Source organism: Intestinicryptomonas porci, from assembly GCF_033971905.1.
Taxonomy (GTDB): Bacteria; Verrucomicrobiota; Verrucomicrobiia; order Opitutales; family Intestinicryptomonadaceae; genus Intestinicryptomonas; species Intestinicryptomonas porci.
In genome coordinates this window covers 337,735-354,538 of the sequence record NZ_JALBUT010000001.1, presented here as the reverse complement: position 1 = coordinate 354,538, position 16,804 = coordinate 337,735, and the positions used below count along the sequence as shown (strand labels likewise).

Annotated in this window: 14 protein-coding genes; 1 reads left to right on the top strand and 13 read right to left on the bottom strand. The window is 46.7% G+C overall.

Going from position 1 to position 16,804, the window contains the following annotated elements; translation table 11 throughout:
- Positions 1-401 precede the first annotated feature (401 nt).
- From MOX91_RS01640 to MOX91_RS01585, 12 genes are all read right to left on the bottom strand, one after another.
- The gene (locus tag MOX91_RS01640) at positions 402-1,613 is read right to left on the bottom strand and encodes a type II secretion system F family protein (RefSeq protein ID WP_370396334.1); all 1,212 of its coding nucleotides are present in this window, start codon (positions 1,611-1,613) and stop codon (positions 402-404) included.
- A 2-nt stretch (positions 1,614-1,615) separates the two neighbouring features.
- Positions 1,616-3,313, bottom strand: a complete 1,698-nt coding sequence (locus MOX91_RS01635; RefSeq protein WP_370396333.1) for a GspE/PulE family protein — start codon at positions 3,311-3,313, stop codon at positions 1,616-1,618.
- Between the two features lie 13 nt (positions 3,314-3,326).
- Positions 3,327-4,277, bottom strand: coding sequence for a hypothetical protein (locus MOX91_RS01630; protein ID WP_370396332.1), 951 nt, complete (start codon positions 4,275-4,277; stop codon positions 3,327-3,329).
- 18 nt (positions 4,278-4,295) lie between these two features.
- Positions 4,296-6,866: a secretin GspD/PilQ domain-containing protein gene (locus MOX91_RS01625; RefSeq protein WP_370396331.1), complete on the bottom strand. Its 2,571-nt coding sequence runs from the start codon at positions 6,864-6,866 to the stop codon at positions 4,296-4,298.
- Between the two features lie 4 nt (positions 6,867-6,870).
- A complete protein-coding gene (locus MOX91_RS01620; protein WP_370396330.1) occupies positions 6,871-7,395 on the bottom strand; it encodes a hypothetical protein in 525 nt (174 codons plus the stop codon).
- Position 7,396: 1 nt separating this feature from the next.
- The gene (locus MOX91_RS01615) at positions 7,397-8,434 is read right to left on the bottom strand and encodes a PilN domain-containing protein (protein ID WP_370396329.1); all 1,038 of its coding nucleotides are present in this window, start codon (positions 8,432-8,434) and stop codon (positions 7,397-7,399) included.
- Positions 8,435-8,548: 114 nt separating this feature from the next.
- The gene (locus MOX91_RS01610; RefSeq protein ID WP_370396328.1) at positions 8,549-9,517 is read right to left on the bottom strand and encodes a hypothetical protein; all 969 of its coding nucleotides are present in this window, start codon (positions 9,515-9,517) and stop codon (positions 8,549-8,551) included.
- A complete protein-coding gene (locus MOX91_RS01605) occupies positions 9,514-10,398 on the bottom strand; it encodes a prepilin-type N-terminal cleavage/methylation domain-containing protein (RefSeq protein ID WP_370396327.1) in 885 nt (294 codons plus the stop codon). The genes MOX91_RS01610 and MOX91_RS01605 overlap by 4 nt, the downstream gene beginning before the upstream one ends.
- Positions 10,395-10,844, bottom strand: a complete 450-nt coding sequence (locus tag MOX91_RS01600) for a prepilin-type N-terminal cleavage/methylation domain-containing protein (protein WP_370396326.1) — start codon at positions 10,842-10,844, stop codon at positions 10,395-10,397. Before MOX91_RS01600 ends, MOX91_RS01605 begins: the two co-directional genes overlap by 4 nt.
- A complete protein-coding gene (locus tag MOX91_RS01595; protein WP_370396325.1) occupies positions 10,834-11,391 on the bottom strand; it encodes a pilus assembly FimT family protein in 558 nt (185 codons plus the stop codon). Before MOX91_RS01595 ends, MOX91_RS01600 begins: the two co-directional genes overlap by 11 nt.
- Before the next feature lie 51 nt (positions 11,392-11,442).
- On the bottom strand, positions 11,443-11,877 hold the full coding sequence (gspG, locus tag MOX91_RS01590; RefSeq protein ID WP_370396324.1) for a type II secretion system major pseudopilin GspG: 435 nt from the start codon (positions 11,875-11,877) through the stop codon (positions 11,443-11,445).
- Between the two features lie 86 nt (positions 11,878-11,963).
- Positions 11,964-13,394: a UTP--glucose-1-phosphate uridylyltransferase gene (locus tag MOX91_RS01585; RefSeq protein ID WP_370396323.1), complete on the bottom strand. Its 1,431-nt coding sequence runs from the start codon at positions 13,392-13,394 to the stop codon at positions 11,964-11,966.
- 108 nt (positions 13,395-13,502) lie between these two features.
- Here MOX91_RS01585 and MOX91_RS01580 point away from each other — a divergent pair, with 108 nt between their 5' ends.
- Positions 13,503-15,884 (top strand): DUF4838 domain-containing protein, encoded by a 2,382-nt coding sequence (locus MOX91_RS01580; protein WP_370396322.1) that lies wholly within the window; start codon positions 13,503-13,505, stop codon positions 15,882-15,884.
- Here the strand turns inward: MOX91_RS01580 and murB are convergent.
- Complete coding sequence (murB, locus tag MOX91_RS01575; protein ID WP_370396321.1) at positions 15,881-16,765, bottom strand: UDP-N-acetylmuramate dehydrogenase; 885 nt, start codon at positions 16,763-16,765, stop codon at positions 15,881-15,883. The genes MOX91_RS01580 and murB overlap by 4 nt on opposite strands.
- Positions 16,766-16,804: the final 39 nt, after the last annotated feature.

The following is a 16,804-nucleotide window of genomic DNA, read 5'->3' as shown; positions in this document are numbered from 1 at the left end:
AAAAGCCATTTTAAAGGGGACAACATTATCGCTTATTGCATAAACATAATATTTTTATAGTTTAATTAAAAAAAAGAATGCGTATTGTTTATACGCATGCCTGTTTTTAAGGTTAATATGCTGTTTATAATTATGCTATATTTTTTAGCCCAACTGAAATTTTTCAAAAAAAGTGAAAGAAATCCTTTATATTCATTTATTTTACAAATTTTTGTTGACATGCGTATTAACAATACGGTTGCCAAATTTCAAAAAAATCCCGCAAGTGCTTGAATATTACAATTAAAAACAAATTAAACTTTTGCTAATCCATCTTTGCCGTTGACAAAAAAACGGACTGCAAAAAGCAATTTTCCATCTGCATTCAAATGCAAAAATACTTTCGGGCTTTTTTTGCGCCGTTAGGAAAGAGTCTGGGACAGTCCGAAAACGGAAGATACAATGCCTAATGCCACAAGAAAAATAATCGAAACCGCCGTTATCAGCGCAACCGCAGTCAAAATGGAAGTCGCCACTTTTATTGAAACGTCAAGAGCTTCCATGTGCATTTTTCGAATTTCGGAAAAGCATTCAATGAGGCTGCCCGTGCGCTCGCCCACTGAAATTATGTCGATGTCGTCATCGTCAAATATTTCGTACTTTCTGAAAGACTGAGCGACCGGCGCGCCGTCGTTTATCGCCATTCGGCACTGCTGAAAACGCATTCTCAAATAGGAATTGTTTATGGTGCGCTCCGCCATTTTCAATGTTTCGGTGGTGTTGACGCCCGAAGCGTACAAAGTTGCAATCAAATTCGTAAAGCGGCTTAAATCGGAATTATATAAGATTTTTCCGATAAGAGGAGTTTTTAGCAAAATTTTGTCGGTTTCCAAACGCCCGCTTTCGGTTTTGCGCCATCTGTTAATTGCAATCCAAAGAATAAAAAACACCACAATGTCGGCAGGCAGCCCGTACATCAAAAAATCGCCGAAAGCCATCAGTATTTTTACCGCCAAATTCAGTTCGCCGCCCAAATTCGCCATCATGTTTTCAATCATCGGCATCAGGTAGAACAAAAATAACAAAACGACGCCCGAAGCCAGCGTGCAAAGAATAATCGGATAAATCAGCGCAGACTTCACGCTCGCTTTAAGCGCCCTTTTGCCTTCCAAATAGTCTATTATGTTCTCAAAAATCGGAACTATGTTGGCAGTGGCTTCGCCTGCGTCCGCAAGATGTATTATGGACGGCTCGAACAAATCGGGATACGCCGACATCGCAGAAGAAAGCGTGGAACCTTCGCTTATGTTCTTATACAAATCGCGCGAAAGAGCCTGCATGTTCTTATTGAGCGATCTCTGCGCCAAGCTCCTCAAAGCATCGGCAATCGGCATTCCGCCCTTGCAGAGCTGGCGCATTTTTTTGAAGAAAGCAAGCGCAAGCTTCTCCCCGCCTTTTACCGCCTTTGTATCGGATATTTTCGATGACGGCAAAACCTCCCCCGAAGATTTAAGCGACAAGACTGTTTTTCCCTCCGCCAAAAGCTTTGAAAGCGCGGCTTTCCTGTCGGGAGCGTTTATCGTCCCGTTTTCGATTTTTCCGTTAAAGGATATTTTAAAATCAAAGTCGGGCATTGCTATTTCGCATTTTCATCGGTTATGGAAGCGTAGTGCATGATTTCTTCAAGCCCTGTCCGCCCCGCCTTTAAAAGCTCCCAACCGCACCTTTGCAAGGTTCTCATTCCGTGGGCAAGTGCGATTTGGCGTATTTCGCTCGCGGTTTTGCGCGCAAGTATCGCTTCGTGAATTTCATCGGTGGCAAGCAGGATTTCAAAAATTCCCACTCTGCCGTGGTAGCCCAAACCCCTGCACCGCGGGCATCCGTTCGCCTTGCAAATTCCGCCCGCATTCGCGATTTCTGATTCGTCTATTTTCAGGGAATTCATGCAGCTTAGCAAATACTTCTTATCGTAATTTGCCAAAACCTTGCACGAACAGAGCCTGCGCACAAGCCTCTGCGCCAAAATCATCTCAACGGAAGAAGCAATCAAAAACGGCTCGATGTCCATATCGATAAGCCTTGTAAGCGCGCCTGCCGCGTCGTTTGTGTGCAGGGTGCTCAAAACCAAGTGCCCCGTCAAAGACGCGCGGATTGCGATGTCGGCAGTTTCGCGGTCGCGGATTTCGCCGACCATAATCACGTCGGGGTCTTGACGGAGAACAGAACGCAAAACGGATGAAAATGTAAGCCCGATTTCAGGGTGAACCTGCGTCTGGTTGACGCCCTCGACTTCGTATTCGACAGGGTCTTCAACCGTAATTATGCGGATTTCGGGCGAGCGCAAACGGCGGATGAACGCAGTCAGCGTTGTTGATTTACCCGAACCGGTCGGACCTGTCACCAAAATAATTCCGTGCGGGCGTGCCAAAGGCCGCTTGATTTTTTCGGCGTCGTCGGGGAGAAAGCCCAAGTCCGCAATGGAAATCGGCTGGGACTTTTTTGTCAAAAGGCGCATTGAAACGCTTTCGCCGTACATCGTGGGAAGCGATGAAATTCTTATATCGATGTCCTCTCCCGATTTGAGCGTAAAGCCTATGCGCCCGTCCTGCGGTCTGCGCTTTTCGGAAATATTAAGGCGCGCCATAATTTTTATGCGGGAAATTATGGAGTCTTTAAAGCGCAAAAGATTGTCAGGAACGCGGACAGGCACAAGGTTGCCGTCTATTCGATAGCGTATGTTTAGCGAATCGCGCTGTGGCTCGATGTGGATGTCGGTCGCCCTGTCCGCCATGGCGCGGGTTATGATTTCATTTACGAATTTGATGATTGCGGCGTTTTCGTCCTCTTCGATTTCGCCGTCAGCCTCGGCGGCAAATTCAGACATGTCTTTTTCCGACAAACTTCCCGCACCCACGCCGAAATACTCCGCTATTTTTTCGGAAAGCGCGGTTGATGGGGATATTTTCCACTCGGCAAATTTGCCCGAAATCGAAAAAATCCACTTGTTTATCTCGCCGTTTGGAATCCACGGGGAAGCGAGAAAAAAAGTGTCTTCCGTCTCGGAAACGGGAAGGCACGAATACTCCGAAACAAGTTTTACCGAAAGGTTTTTTGAAGGCTTCGACACCTGCGAAAAATCGTCGAAATATTCGAGATTTGCGGCTTTTGCGACAGCCCTTGCAACTTCGCTTTCAAGCTTTGAGGTTTTTGACGCAATCAAAGCCGCCTTTTGGACGCGCTCCGCGTTTGAAATTTCCTCAATAAACGCGCTATCGGGCTGCAACCCCAAATTTTCAAGCACGCTTTTTATAAAAAATTTGTCGTCTTTTACCATTTAAAAATCTGTCCTAACGGGAAGGAGCGGGAGGCTGTCCGCCGCCTTGGTTCGTGTTTTCGGGTATCTGAATGGAGCGTTCAATTTCAAAAATCTTGCGCCTGTCCTCGCGGTTTAAATAGTTTCTGCCCTGAGCCCTCGCCGTCTGCCATACGCGGTTTGCGGCTTCGCGCTGCTCGTCGGTAGCATACTGACTCCAAACTTTCGCGCGCTCGTGGGGGGCAATCATTCGGCGCGGCTTTATGGCATCGACAAGCTCAACTCTTCCCGCAGACGGGCTTGAAGAACGCTCCGAAAGCGCAAGGTCAACCTGCCTGCCCGCAACGGTCGCCTTTGCCGTCATCGCGCTTTCGTCAAATGAATCAATTTTGCACGGGGCGTTTTCAATTTCCTCGCCTATTCCTAGCCACATTGTTTTTCCGCTTTTATCGGAAACGCTGAAAGCCCACTTGCCGTCAACCATCGCCGCGCTTTTTAAAGACACACCTTCGGGAGTTTGGGAGGCAGAGTTGCTTCCTGCGGGAACAAACGGATTTTTTGACGCCAAAAGGCGCAAGAGCTCGTTTTCGTCCGCCGCTAAACTTACATTTTTTTGCTCGTCGCCTTGAGAATTTGAAACCGCGTCGGGCGAGGAAGACGGAGCGGTTGCATTTTGGCGAGAAAAATCGGGGCGGTTAAGCCTTCTCGGAAACCTGTGTCTGAAAGATTCATCGCCCTCTCCGTTTTCAAATGCCTCCCTCGCCGCCCTGCGGGCTTCGCGCCTTTGGCGGAAATATTCTATCCGCTCCCTTGATAGTGATGAATTTTCAGCGCGCGAAAAATCGGCGTTTTCGGCTTTCGCTTCAATGTCTTGCGGCGGAGTTGCATTTTGAGGCGGAAGCCCCGCATCTTGGGAGTACGCAAAAATTCCGCACGCCCCCATAAGGGCTGCCAATATATGCTTCTTTTTATTTGAAATTTTCACGTTTAAAAAAGTTTAAAATTATTTTTCAGGATTTGATTCTGCTTTTTCCTCTTTCGGATTTTCGGTTTTTTCCCCGTCTTTTGGAAGTTCCGCCTTGCTTTCGGATTTTTCCTCGGACGCATCTATTTTTTGGGCTTTTTTATAGTCGGAAGAGCCTTCAACCAAGCGTTTTTCGCCGGTAATCAAAGTTTGCGGAGCGCGGAAAAGCCTGTTGTACGGGCGGTTTTTCTCAAACTCCTCAAAATTTGCCCTGATTTCTTCGTTTGAATAGAAACGACCGTCTTTCAAATATGACGAAAGCTCACTTTCAACCGAAGAATTTTTGATGTTTGCCATAGCGATGGCGTTTTCCGCCCCGACGCTTTTTATGATTGTCGGGCGTATGAAAATTATAAGCTCCCTGCGCGATATGGAATCGCTTTTGGGCTTGAAAAATTCGCCGATAAGAGGAATGTCGCTCAAAAGCCATACTCCTCCGTCGATATTGGTTGATTCGGTATGCTGCAAGCCCGCAAGCACAATGACTTCGCCGTTCTTTGCAGAGACATAGCTCTTTGCATACCGCGTGCTTACGACAGGCTGGTTGTTGCCGTCAATTTCAACGTACCTTGCGATGGAATCGACGTTCTGTTTTACTTCAAGCTGAATCATGTTGTCGGTTCCGACATAGGGGGTTACAACAAGCTTTATGCCGATGTCTTCCTGGGTTACTTCCGTGCGCGTGGTGGAAATGTTGGATATGTCGGAAGTCGTGCCCGTTATAATCGGGTACTTTTCGGAAACATTAACTTCCGCCTCCTGCGCATGCGTTGTAACAATGGTGGGGCTTGACAAAACCTTTACGTTCTGGTTCTGGCTTGCCACATTGAATACCATGGAAAACGACTTCTCGTTCATTCCAAGCGAAAATGCGGGAGAAGAAGAGTCCGTCATTGAAAAAGTCGAAGTTGTTGCCGAAAACTTGTCAGCCATTCCGAAGCCGCTGTCTTCTTCAAGATTGTAGGAAAGCCCGAAAGTGCTTAACCCCGAAACTTGGGAATCGGAAAGGGTTACTTCCGTAATGATTACATCTATTTTTACCTGCTCGATTGCAATATCGAGCTTTTCAATTATGCTTTTAAGCTGCTTCAAGTCGGCGGGAGTGCCGTAAGCCACAATGGAAGAACTCGGCTTGTGCGCTACAACCTGGACATATTCGCTAAATTCCAAGCCCGTGCTTCCATCGCCGGAAGTAAGGTTTACTTTTGGAACCTGCACATTTTGATTTGCCCCGCCGCGATTGTTGTTGCCCTGCCTTGCGCGCGCGGCCTGCGCCGCCTGTATGGCATTGCGAGTTGCCGCATTTGCCGCGTTTTGCTTGGACTGGGTCGCCTTTGCAACCTGCTGCTGCTGTTTTGTCACAATGTTGTTTAAAACAGTCTCTATTTCTTCTGCCTTGCAGTGGCGGATGTAGAAAACTTCATTCTTTAAAATCGGCTCAGCTTCCACATCCAAGCCGTTTATAAATTTTTTTATCGCGTCGAGATTGCCCTTTTGGGTTACGACAATCAGCTGGTTTGTGCGCATATCGACATCCAAAGTGGTGTTTTCAAAATACTTTTTAAGCAAGTCGTTTTGCATTGCCACAAGCTTTTCGCGAAGGTCGCTTGCGCTGACGTTTTTAATGGAAATAAAAGCTATGTCTTCGCGCAGCGAAGCGGGAGCGTCGAGCTTTTTCAAGAAAGTATCAACTCTCTGCAAATTTACGAGAGTGTCGGTAATTAAAATCGCGTTGCTTCTCGGAAACGCCTCCACAACGGCAGTCCCGTCAACGCTCAAAAACGGCTTTAATTTCGGCTGTATGGCGGAAGCTTCAACATAGTCAAGCTCGAAAAGCCTCGTGTAAAACACCTGCGAAGGCTTCATTTTTGAAATGTCGCCCACCAAAAATTCGGGAGACTGGCGCGTGACGCCGATAACGGGTACTGCCCTCATCGTTCCGTCATCAAGCGGCAAAACGGCGACCCCGTTTAGAGAAAGCAATGACTTGAACGCCGCGATTGCATCTTCGCGCATCATCTTCTTTTTCGACACAAAGTTTATTTTGACATTAGGGAGCCCCTGCGCCTGCAAAATCGTGGTTTTAGACAAAGCTTCCAAAACCTGCAAAATCTGCGAGGGAGATTCGTCCACAAAATAGAAAGGGCCCTGCATCTCGCCATGCGCATCAACCCTTTTTAAGTTTGAATTGTTGGCCGGGTCGGAAGGATTTGAAGGAGTTGCCGAAGACGCGGGAGAAGGAGGCGCAAATCTTCTTTCAAACGGAGACACGCCGTCAGGGCGCGGAAATCTCGGCGGACGCCCACCAACCCCCTGCGGAGGATTTGAGGGAACACCTGCATTTTGCGCATCCTGCGCGGCAGGCTGAGGCGCGGGTTCGGAAGGCGCAGGCGCATTTTGTGAAGACGCCTGCTCTTGGGTAGTGGCGGACGCCTGCGCGGCAGACGCCGCATCAGACGCGGAAGAATTATTTTGCTGTTCATTCTGGGCGCACAAAACCGACGCACATAAAGCTGAAAAAATCGTAATACCTGTCTTTAATATTCTCATAATTCTATTTTTTAAATTCAAAAGATGAAATTTCATACCGCGCCGACATTTGCCCCTTGCTGTCGGCGGTAAACTCCGCGGACTTAAAGAACATATACGGCGCGCGCTTCAAAATTTCCTGCTCAAAAGCAATCAAATGCGAAATTGTGTCGCGCTGGAGAGAAAGGCTCAAGGTGCGCACAGTCATCTTCGGCATCGAGGCATCGGGGGCAAACGACATGCTGAAATTGGAAAATCCGCCCGCTGTTAAAATTTTTTCCACTTCCACGCGCAAATCTTTCACAATCTTTGCTTCGTCTATCAAGGCTCTGGCTTCGACCAATTTGCTTTCGGCGTTCGGCTTTTGGGCGATTGTCAAATTCGCCGATTCTATCTGCGCGTTTAAAGAGCGAGTTTTTTCGCTTACGGCAGACTGGTTTTTTACAAGAGAAAAGAACCAGATAAAAAGCGCAGTCCATGCCAAGACCAAAAGCAAAACCTTTTCCCTCTTGGTTTTGGACGCAAAGTAATTCCGTATTTTTGAAAGCATTTTAATCCTTAAATTCCGCGTTCAATGTCCAAGAAGTTCCGCCTGAACCCGAACCCGACATCGCAAGTTTTATATTCTTAAAAATTTCGCTTTGGCGAAGCCGGCGTTCAAACTGTGTCGCAAGCATTACGCTTTGCGCCTTCCCCCTGATTTCGATTGAATTAGGAGACTTTGCAACCGACTTCGCAAAAGAAACGCCCTCGGGGCGATATTTGTTTATGCGCGCAATCATCATGACGTTTTCGATTTTTTTCGAGTTTAGCGACTGCAAAAAAATAGCCTCGTCCATCATGTTTTTTACCAAATCCGCCTGCGGAGACAAAAGCTCAAATTCTTGGTTCAGCCTGTTCTCCGAAGAAGACTGGAAAAGAAGAGAAATTTTCCAAAAAAGCAAAACCGCAAAAAAGAAAACGCCCAAAACTGCCAAAGTGCATGAAGCCCTGTCAAAAAATACCGCTTTCTTTGCGGCTTTCAAAGTCGCGCCGTCGCGAACATCGGCGGAAGACATGAATTTTGCGTCGCACGCTTTTTTCGACATTTCAACCCCGCCGCCTCTAAGCAACGCAACGGCAGACTTAAAAACAGAGTTTTTAAACAGGCAAAACTCCCAAACCCTTGAAACGTCCCGCGGAACGCCCATTTTTTCAAACTTATTTTTGGCGTCATCGTCGCTGTCTTGCATGGGCAATGACAAAGCGTAAACTTCGCGCCATTTCTTGTTTTCGGAAAAAACCGCAAGATACTCGCAGCATTCCCCCGCATTGCGCTTTACAAGCGACCACCCTTCTCCCAAGTCAAAACCGAACACAAACGCGGCAAAACAAGTTGCAAGGTTCGATGTCTGCATAAGTTCAGGGATTTTTTTAGACTTTGCAATTCTGTCGGCGGGCGCGGCAAAGATGAAAAGCTGAGAAGAGCCGACAACATACCCCCACCTCAAAAGGTCGAGTGGAAGCGGGGAAAAAGATTCCAAGAGAGTTTCCGCGTATGTTTTGACCTCGGATGTGGCTATGCCGTCGGGCAAATCCGCAGTCTTCATGAAAAAAGCCTCTTGGGGCAAAAATAAAATGTCCTGTCGCGCATGCATACTTATTAATGGTATAAACACATATTAAAGTCAAAAGTTTCGATTTATCCACATTTTTTTTGAAAATTAACGGACAAACCCCTCGTAAATTTTTTTGACGCTCAAAGACGAACCGTCAACTTCGCAAAGAGCCGTTATGCGGTACGTCAAAACGCCCCGCCTTGCCGACACTTCAATCCTCAAAAACTTCGCGTCAACCCCGACATAGCGCAAGGGCGGGTTTGCCCCGCGCGAAGAAATGTCGGCGGCGGAAGAGAGCCAGTATTCCCCGTCTGAAACTCCGCCCGTTTTGCCTTGGATTGCGTCAAAGATATTTGTGTCGAAATTTATTTCGTCCATCTTGTAAATTGCGCGCAAAACAAGCTCGTTTGCAGTGTTGAAATTCACGCTTTCACCCGTGTTTTCAAGCGATGCCGCCGAAGCCAATTTTTCGTACATTTCATTCGGCTCTCCGTTTTCCAAAAAGAAATACGGATACAAATCCTTGACGTACTTTAATTCCGCAAGAGTTCGGACGGCTCGATTAGGGGGCATTGCCTCGTCATCATCGTAATCTTCTTTTTCCGCGCCGTCAATGCGGGCGGAATCGTCTGAGTCAGTCCAATCCAAAAATTTCTGGGCGATATAGTTGCAGTCGGTTTCCGAAAAACCCATTTCGTAAAACAGTGCTTCAAGCTCCTCTTCTTTAAGGCTTGAAAGCGGAAGCTTTGCGGTTTCGTCAACTGCTTTCGCCTCGATTTTTGAACCCTTAGGAAGCATTGCCCTGCCGTCTGTCAAAAGCTCCCCCCAGCCCTGCAAGGGGGAATGCAAAGCTCCATCAATTTCAAGATATTCCTTGATTTCGGCAATGGCGGCATAAAGCCCGTTATAGGCGTCCTGACGTATTGAATGCTCCTTTACGGCCGGCGCGCGCAATTTCATTTCAATTACGGAATAATCCATAATAACGGCAATCACCCCCGTCAAAAACAATGCGACACCCAAGATGAAGAGCATCACAGAGCCTTTGCGCTTTCTGCAATAAAACGGCTTCATTTAGCACCTCCCGCTCCGCCGCCCGAAGACGCGCCACCATTAGAGCCGCCCGCAGAAGAAGAACCGCCGTTTCCGCCGCCGCTTGGTCTATTCCCTCCTCCATTGCCGCTTGGTCGATTTCCGCCGCCGTTTCCATTTCCACCTTGTGATGAATTTCCGCCGCCGCTTGAAGAACTATTGCGAGACGAAGAAGAAGATGCGCTCGGCTCGAACTCGCCGTCAACGTTTGAAAGCAAACTTATGTATCTTGTGTGCGTTTCCTTCCCGCGTTCAAAAACGAGTTTTATGAAGTTCGGCATCTGGTTTGAGGCAACGGAAGAAGATGAGACATAATCCATATCCTCCTCTTCGAGCCATCTTCCGTCCTCGTCGATGTAAACATAAGACATTGAAACCACGAAAGGGGAAACCGGACTTTCATAAACGGGTCTGTCATCGCTTGCGCTGTTGTAATTTTCGTTTTTTGCGAAAGTCCAAATTATGTAAAGCCCTTCCTTTTCGCGGAAATCAAGCCACGCGTCCTTTTCGGGGGAAAATCCTCTGCGGGATATAAAAAACGGAATATCGTCCATGACGCCGAATGAAATTTTGGACTTGTCGCCCATCATGGAATCGGGCGGATTGCCCTTTCCCAAATTGGAGTTTTCCGCAAAAGCCGTAAAGGTGTTTGAATAATCGCGCTCTTGCGGCATCTGCGAATTTTTAAGAATGTTCTTTAAGAAAACCTCAACGCCGTTTACATGGACATCGAACGGCTCGTCCCCTTCAAACCTCTCCAAAATGGACGACATGTTGAACATCAAGACACACGCGCCCACCATGACAATCGCCGAAATTGCGAGGGAAAAAAGAACCTCTACCAGAGTGAACGCGCGTTTCATTGCCATGCGCTCCTCCTGCGCGCGTCTTCAACTTCGTCCTTGCGGTCATCCAAAATCTCGTCCCTTTGGACAGACTCCCGCGTAAGCTTGTCGTACCATGAGGGGCGCACCAAATAAAACACGTCGGCATATCCTACTTCTTCGCAACTGACGTCCAGCCTGAACAAATCGACAATTTTTGTCGCAACCGCGTCTCCTACAATAGTCAATGTTTTTCCGTCGGGCCCGTAAACGTCAATGCCCGTTTGCAGACTGCTCAAATCGTCTTCCGCCAAAACTTTCGTGCGCAGATAGTCGAAAAGAGCATCGTTATACGCGTCTTTTTCAAGCGAATGAACGGCGTTTAGACAGTTAAAACACGTCTGCCCAAGCACAACAGCAACCAAGGCGAAAAGCCCGAGGGCGGCAATGCACTCTACCAAAGTGAAAGCGTTTTTACTTTTCATCAATGCCCTCCGTTGCAAGCGGCATTGCAGAAAGCGGATCGAGCTTAAACAATGCCCTGCGCGATCCGTTTATCAAAAGTTCCACAAACGCGGGGGTGGAAGATGAGTTCGGCGAAAACCTAAGCGAATCCAAAAACTCCACGCCGTCAGAGTCTGAGCGCGAAAAATTGTAAAGGCGCGGATAGTCGGGGTGGAACAAAACGGATATTTCGGGATAGCTTTGCTTGCCGTAGCCGTCGTCTTCGGCAAGCTTTTTCTTGTCCTCTTCGGAAAGAGAAAAGAGGTTTTTTCTGAAAACCGTTTCCCCGCTGAAAGTTTTGCGCAAAACCATGTCGGAATTTTCGGCGTCGAAAAACAAACTGACTTCCTCTCCAAGCTCCATGGCGGAAATCCTTGCAAGCTTCAAAGAGTTTGCCAAAACCGCCTGCGGCGGACGCTTTGCCCCTGAATAGGCGAATGAAAAGTCGCTTACGCTCAAAGAGGCTATGACTGCAATCATCGCAATCACAACCAAAAGCTCCAACAGCGTAAAAGCCCCCTTTTTCATTCCCAAAAAACAAAAATTTGCGCCGAAGAAAAATTTTCGGCGCAACACAAATTACCAGTTGCCAATGTCGTCGTCGCTTTCAACCCTGTCCGGTCCGAGCGACCAAAGGTCGTAGGAATCGGGATTTTTTATGCCGGGGCAGCGGTATAAATACTCCTTGCCCCAAGGGTCTTTGGGAAGCTCCTTCAAATTGACATAAGGCTTGCGCCACTGCGCACCCGCGCCTTCGGGAGCCTTAATTAACGCCATCAAACCTTCTTCCGTGGTGGGATACGCCCCCATGTCCATTCTGTACGCCATGAGCGGGCTTTGCATTGAAGTTGTTACAAACAGCTTTGCAGCCTTCTCCTGCCCGCCCGAAAACATCCCGCCGATGTTGGAAACGGTCAATCCTGCCAAAAGCGCAATGAGCGCGATGACAACAAGTATTTCCAAGAGAGTGAACGCCTTGCGCGTCTTTCTTTGAATGCGTCTTACAGATTTCATTTTTATCCTTTTTTAGAAATTTCCATAGAATTTAAACGCCTTTTTAACATAAAAGTTTCAGGCTGTTTTTCAATGTTTTTTAAAATTTATTCGATATAAAGACCGTCCCTGATTTCCGGCTTTTTTTCAAGTGCGTTCCATTTTTCCACAAAGTCGGCTTTGTTCGAGGCAAAAAGCGGAGAAATTTCAATGTCGTAAACGGGTGTTTTTTCCGAATCCCTTTCCAACGAAACGCCCGCCGCTTCGAGCCATTCGGCGAACTGGCGTTTCTGGTCGCGCTTGCAGGTTGCGGGGCTGTCAATGCCTTCCTTATTCTTGACTGCCGAAAATTCATCGCATCTAAGCCCTTCCAATACAAGAGGATTTTTCGCGCTTTCAAGCGCGTCGAAAACAAACATCTCGTACTTGTAGCCGTTCGGTTTTTCGGGCTTCACGACATTGCCGCCTTGGTCGAGAAACGGCACTTTCTTAAACGCGACATGGAAAGGCAGCTTGCAGTCGGAATCGTCCGCGCCTTTCGCCTCTACAAAGTCAACATTCAAAATATGTATGGCAACGCTTCCCGCGACAAATTTAAGCCCCCCGTTTTCATCGCGCATCTCTTGATAAGACGCAGGCAAATCGGAATATTCAATCACGCATAGCTTGCCGTTATAAATGCAGAAATGCCCGACCTTTTCAAGGGGATACGCCTTGGGTATCATCTTGGACGACATTTCGGAATTGCCCAGTATGTGAAAGCCCAAGAAATACGGGTCGATGATGTTGACGAGGGGATTGTCCACCTGAAAGTAGCTTATATATTCAACTCCTAGCTCTTTAAGCTTTGCAATCGCGCCGCTTCTGACCATCGCCCTAAGGCACCCGCCATGCCCGTTCGGGGCAAGGGCGATTTCTCCCTTATCCGAAAGAATTATCTTGCCGAACTTATCCACGGAAGGAATGAAACCCTGCTTAAAAAATACGACCTTTTCGGGATTCAGCCCAAAGCAGGCGTTTGACTTGAAGAAATCGCATATTTGGGTATGGTTGATGATGCTTGTCATAACCATGAACGGAATTTCAACCCCGTATTTTTCCTGCGCGCATCTTATTTTTTCGGCAAATATTTGAAAGAATGGCTTATGCTTGACAGGGCTTATGGGGAGAGTTCCCTTCGGCGCGTCATACCCAAGCCTCGTACCCTGCCCGCCTGCAACGACAAACGCCGCAAGCTTGCCCGCCCTTATAGCCTCTTCACCGACCGACTTTGCCTTTTGCCACACAGGGTCGGCTTCCTTGTTTTCGGAATATTTCACATACGGAGCAGGTTCAAGCCTTGAAAAGTCCACTTGCGATTCCGTCTTGTTTGCAAAGAGCAGCGTTTCATTTAAATGCGCGATTTCCTCCAAATCGACCTCTTCAAGCTGCGAGAGCAGGCGCGATTTTTGCGAGTCCGTCAACCCGCCCCAATATTTAAAGACATGCCCCTGCCCCGACTTCTCGAATTTTTCCCTGATTTCCGCGTAGTTTGACATAAATAAATTCCGTTTTAAGTTGATAATAATATCGCCAATTTGCCAAACATAGTCAACATTTGATTTTAAGGCTTGAATATGCGCGGTTTTTATAAAACATAAAAAGTATTGAAACTCTTTTTGGCAAACAACGCAAAGAAACTTTTGGCGGCGGTTTTGACCGTTCCGCTTCTCGCATTGCATTTGCATGCGTTTCCGCGCCAAAAAGACTTTTCGTTTAAGGACTGCGAATATAAAAAAGTGGCGATAGCCTTGCCGCAAAATCCAAGCGGACAGGAAATTGACGCCGCAAATTTAATTTTAAAGCACCTGAAAAAGGCGTTCCCAAAAACGGATTTTTTTACGACCCGAAACCCCAAAGACGCATTCTTATACAAGTCCGTTTCGCTTTCAAGGCTTCCCGACGCAAAAAAGCTCTCCTTTTTCAGCCATGAAAACACGAGAACAAACGTTGTTTCAACCCGAAACGGCAGAATAAAAATCCTCTATTCGTCAAGTCCTGTAAACGCCGCGGGAGATTTTCTGCGCGAGCTCGGCTTTGAATTTTACGCCCCAAACGATGAAATCGGAACAAAGCTCCCGCCCAAAAACGCAAAAATAAAAAGTGGCGAAAGGATTTACGCGCACGGGTTTGCCTCAATTTCATTGTACCCCGAAAACCTTTCAAGCGAGGCGAAAATTTTTGCGAGGCTCAACGGAAACGACGCGGTTTTGAGAGGTTTTTCACATAATCTCTCAAACATATTCACGCCTGAGGACATGCGCGAATTTCCCGAATTTAAGCCGACGCTAAAAAAATACGCTTCAAGAAAATATCTACAGCCAAAGTTTAACGCCGAAAACGCCGCCGATTTTGCGGCAGAGAAAGCCGAAAAAATTTTCGCAAAAAATCCACAGGCAAACTCTTTTTCAATAGGAATAAATGACTCCTTGAATTTTGACATTTCAATCCCCTATGACATCGAAGCAGAAGACAGGTTCATATCGGGCGTGGATTCCATTTCAAATGCGTACTATTCGTTCGCAAACGAAGTCGCAAAAAAAATAAAAAAATCAAATCCCGACAAATTCATAGGTCTTATTGCGTATCTACCGACCCTGCGCCATCCCGATTTTCCGCTTGAAAAAAACATTGCCCCTTTCCTTTGCATCGACAGCGCAAACTTCTTCGACGAAAATTTCAAAAACGAAACCATCGGCATTTTAAAGTCTTATGCCAATGACGGCTCGAAAGTCCGCGGAATTTGCTCTTACATATACGGCGCGCCATATTTCGTTCCGCGCCCCGTCGAGGAATTTGAAATAGAGTTTATAAGAATCGCAAAAAATCTGGGATTTAACTGCTACTTTGCGGAGCTAAATCCCGTTTGGGCTTACGACTCCTTTAAATACTGGGCAATTCAAAAAGTCTTAAATGGCTCGGAGAAAAGTTGCCGCGAGCTAAGGCTCGAATATTTCATAAACTATTACCAAGGAGCGGGCGGAGCCGCAATGGAATTTTTCGACGCCGCAAAATCCGCATGGGCAAACCGTACAGATTCCCCGAAGTGGCTCGGGCTTTTTATGCGCGACACGGTTGCGGAGCTTTTTCCCCCCGACATTTTGAAAAAAATGGAATCTTCCCTTCAAAACGCTGAGGCCGATGCAAAACTTCCCGAAACAAAAATGAAAGTTGCGGAGCTTCGCCTTGAATTTGAAAAGACAAAAGCATTTGTGGAAGACTACTTCGCAAAAAAAGAGCTGTTCTTTCTAAAATTCAAAAACGCCAAATCCTCCGAAATAATCGGTGCGTTGGAAAAATCAAAAAATGCTTCTTCAAAATTTGAAATTCTCGCAAAAAAGAAATCCGCCTTATTCAAAAATTCTCCAAGAAACGCAAAAGAAAGGTCGTTTTCGCCGCCTTGCGGAGAGCTTTTAATGTCCGCCCTAAAAAACGCCACGCCATTAGAAATTGAAAAAATCAAATCGCTTTCAGAAAATTTCAACGCGCTAAAAAAAGCGTCTGAAAGCAAATCGGAACTTGTGTTTGATTTCTCCCCCGAAAATTTCATCGGGGCAAACGACCTTGAAAACGCATTAGGCAATGATTTTATCATAAAATACATTCCGTCAGACAAGCCCGAACTTAAAATCGAAAAAAACGGAAATGATTTTGCGCTTAAAGTTTCAAACGCATTCCACTTTGAATTTTTCAAAAGCCTGAAACTTGCTCCCGAAGAAGTCTATGAAATAAATTTTTGCATAGATTACCTCCGCGAAATATCATCTGAAATGTTCCTTGCCGTAAGCGTGTTCGACGCAAAAAACAAATGCGTAAAATACAAGGAAGTTTCAATTCCCCCGCTACCTGAAAGAAGAAGCGACACTTTTAAAATCATTTTAGAGACGCCCATCAATGCGAACCGCACGGTATTCGGAATTTATCTGCGCCAATCGTCAAATCCCGTTTTCATAAAGAAAATCGAAGTTAGAAAATTCGCGAAGCCTTAGCCCAAAATCCGCACTTCCTCTTCAAGGAGAACCCCGAATTTTTCAAAAACCTTTTCCTTTGCGAATTTTATGAGGGCTTCCACGTCGCTTGAAGTCGCGCCGCCCAAATTTTCAATCCAGTTCGCGTGTACGCGGCTTATTTGCGCCGCCCCGATTTTGCATCCTTTAAGACCCGCCCTGTCAATCAAAAGCCCCGCGGGAACTCCGCCGCACGCCTTGAAAACACTGCCCGCGTTTTTCCTGTTTTTAGGCTCTCGCGCCGCCCGCTCCTTCGCGGTTTTTCTAATTTTTTTCAAAATTTCTTCGGGCGAAGATTTCTCTTCAAGCCTGAATTTTGCTGAAAGCAGAACATGGCTTGAATGGTGCAAAACAGAATGTCGGTGCGAAAATTCCATGAAATCCGCCCCGACTTCAAAAACTTCGCCTTTTAAATTGCACAAAATTCCACCATCAAAAACGTCTGAAATTTCGCGCTTGTTTTCTCCGCCGATTCCTGCGTTCATAAATGCCGCTCCGCCGATTGTCCCGGGTATTCCCGCAAGAAATTCAAAGCCTGAAATCCCGTTTTTCGCAAGAAAATTTACAAACTGCGCCAAGCGCACCCCAGCGGGGGCAAACGCGGTTTTTTCGGAAATTTTGACAGACGAAACACCGTCTTTCAAGCGAACCACAAGACCGTCGATGCCCGAATCTTTTATCAGCACGTTTGAGCCCGCTCCCAAAATATGCGCTTTTATTCCGTTTGAATTTGCCCAAGATAAAATTTTCGGGACTTCCGCAGATTTCGCCTCGATAAAAAGCCTCGCATTTCCGCCGATTTTCCAAGTGGTGAAATTTTTAAGCGGAACATTTTCCCTAATATCAGGCAAATCAAAATCCATTCTGAAAAAGTTAAACAAGACGCGCATATTGTAAACAAA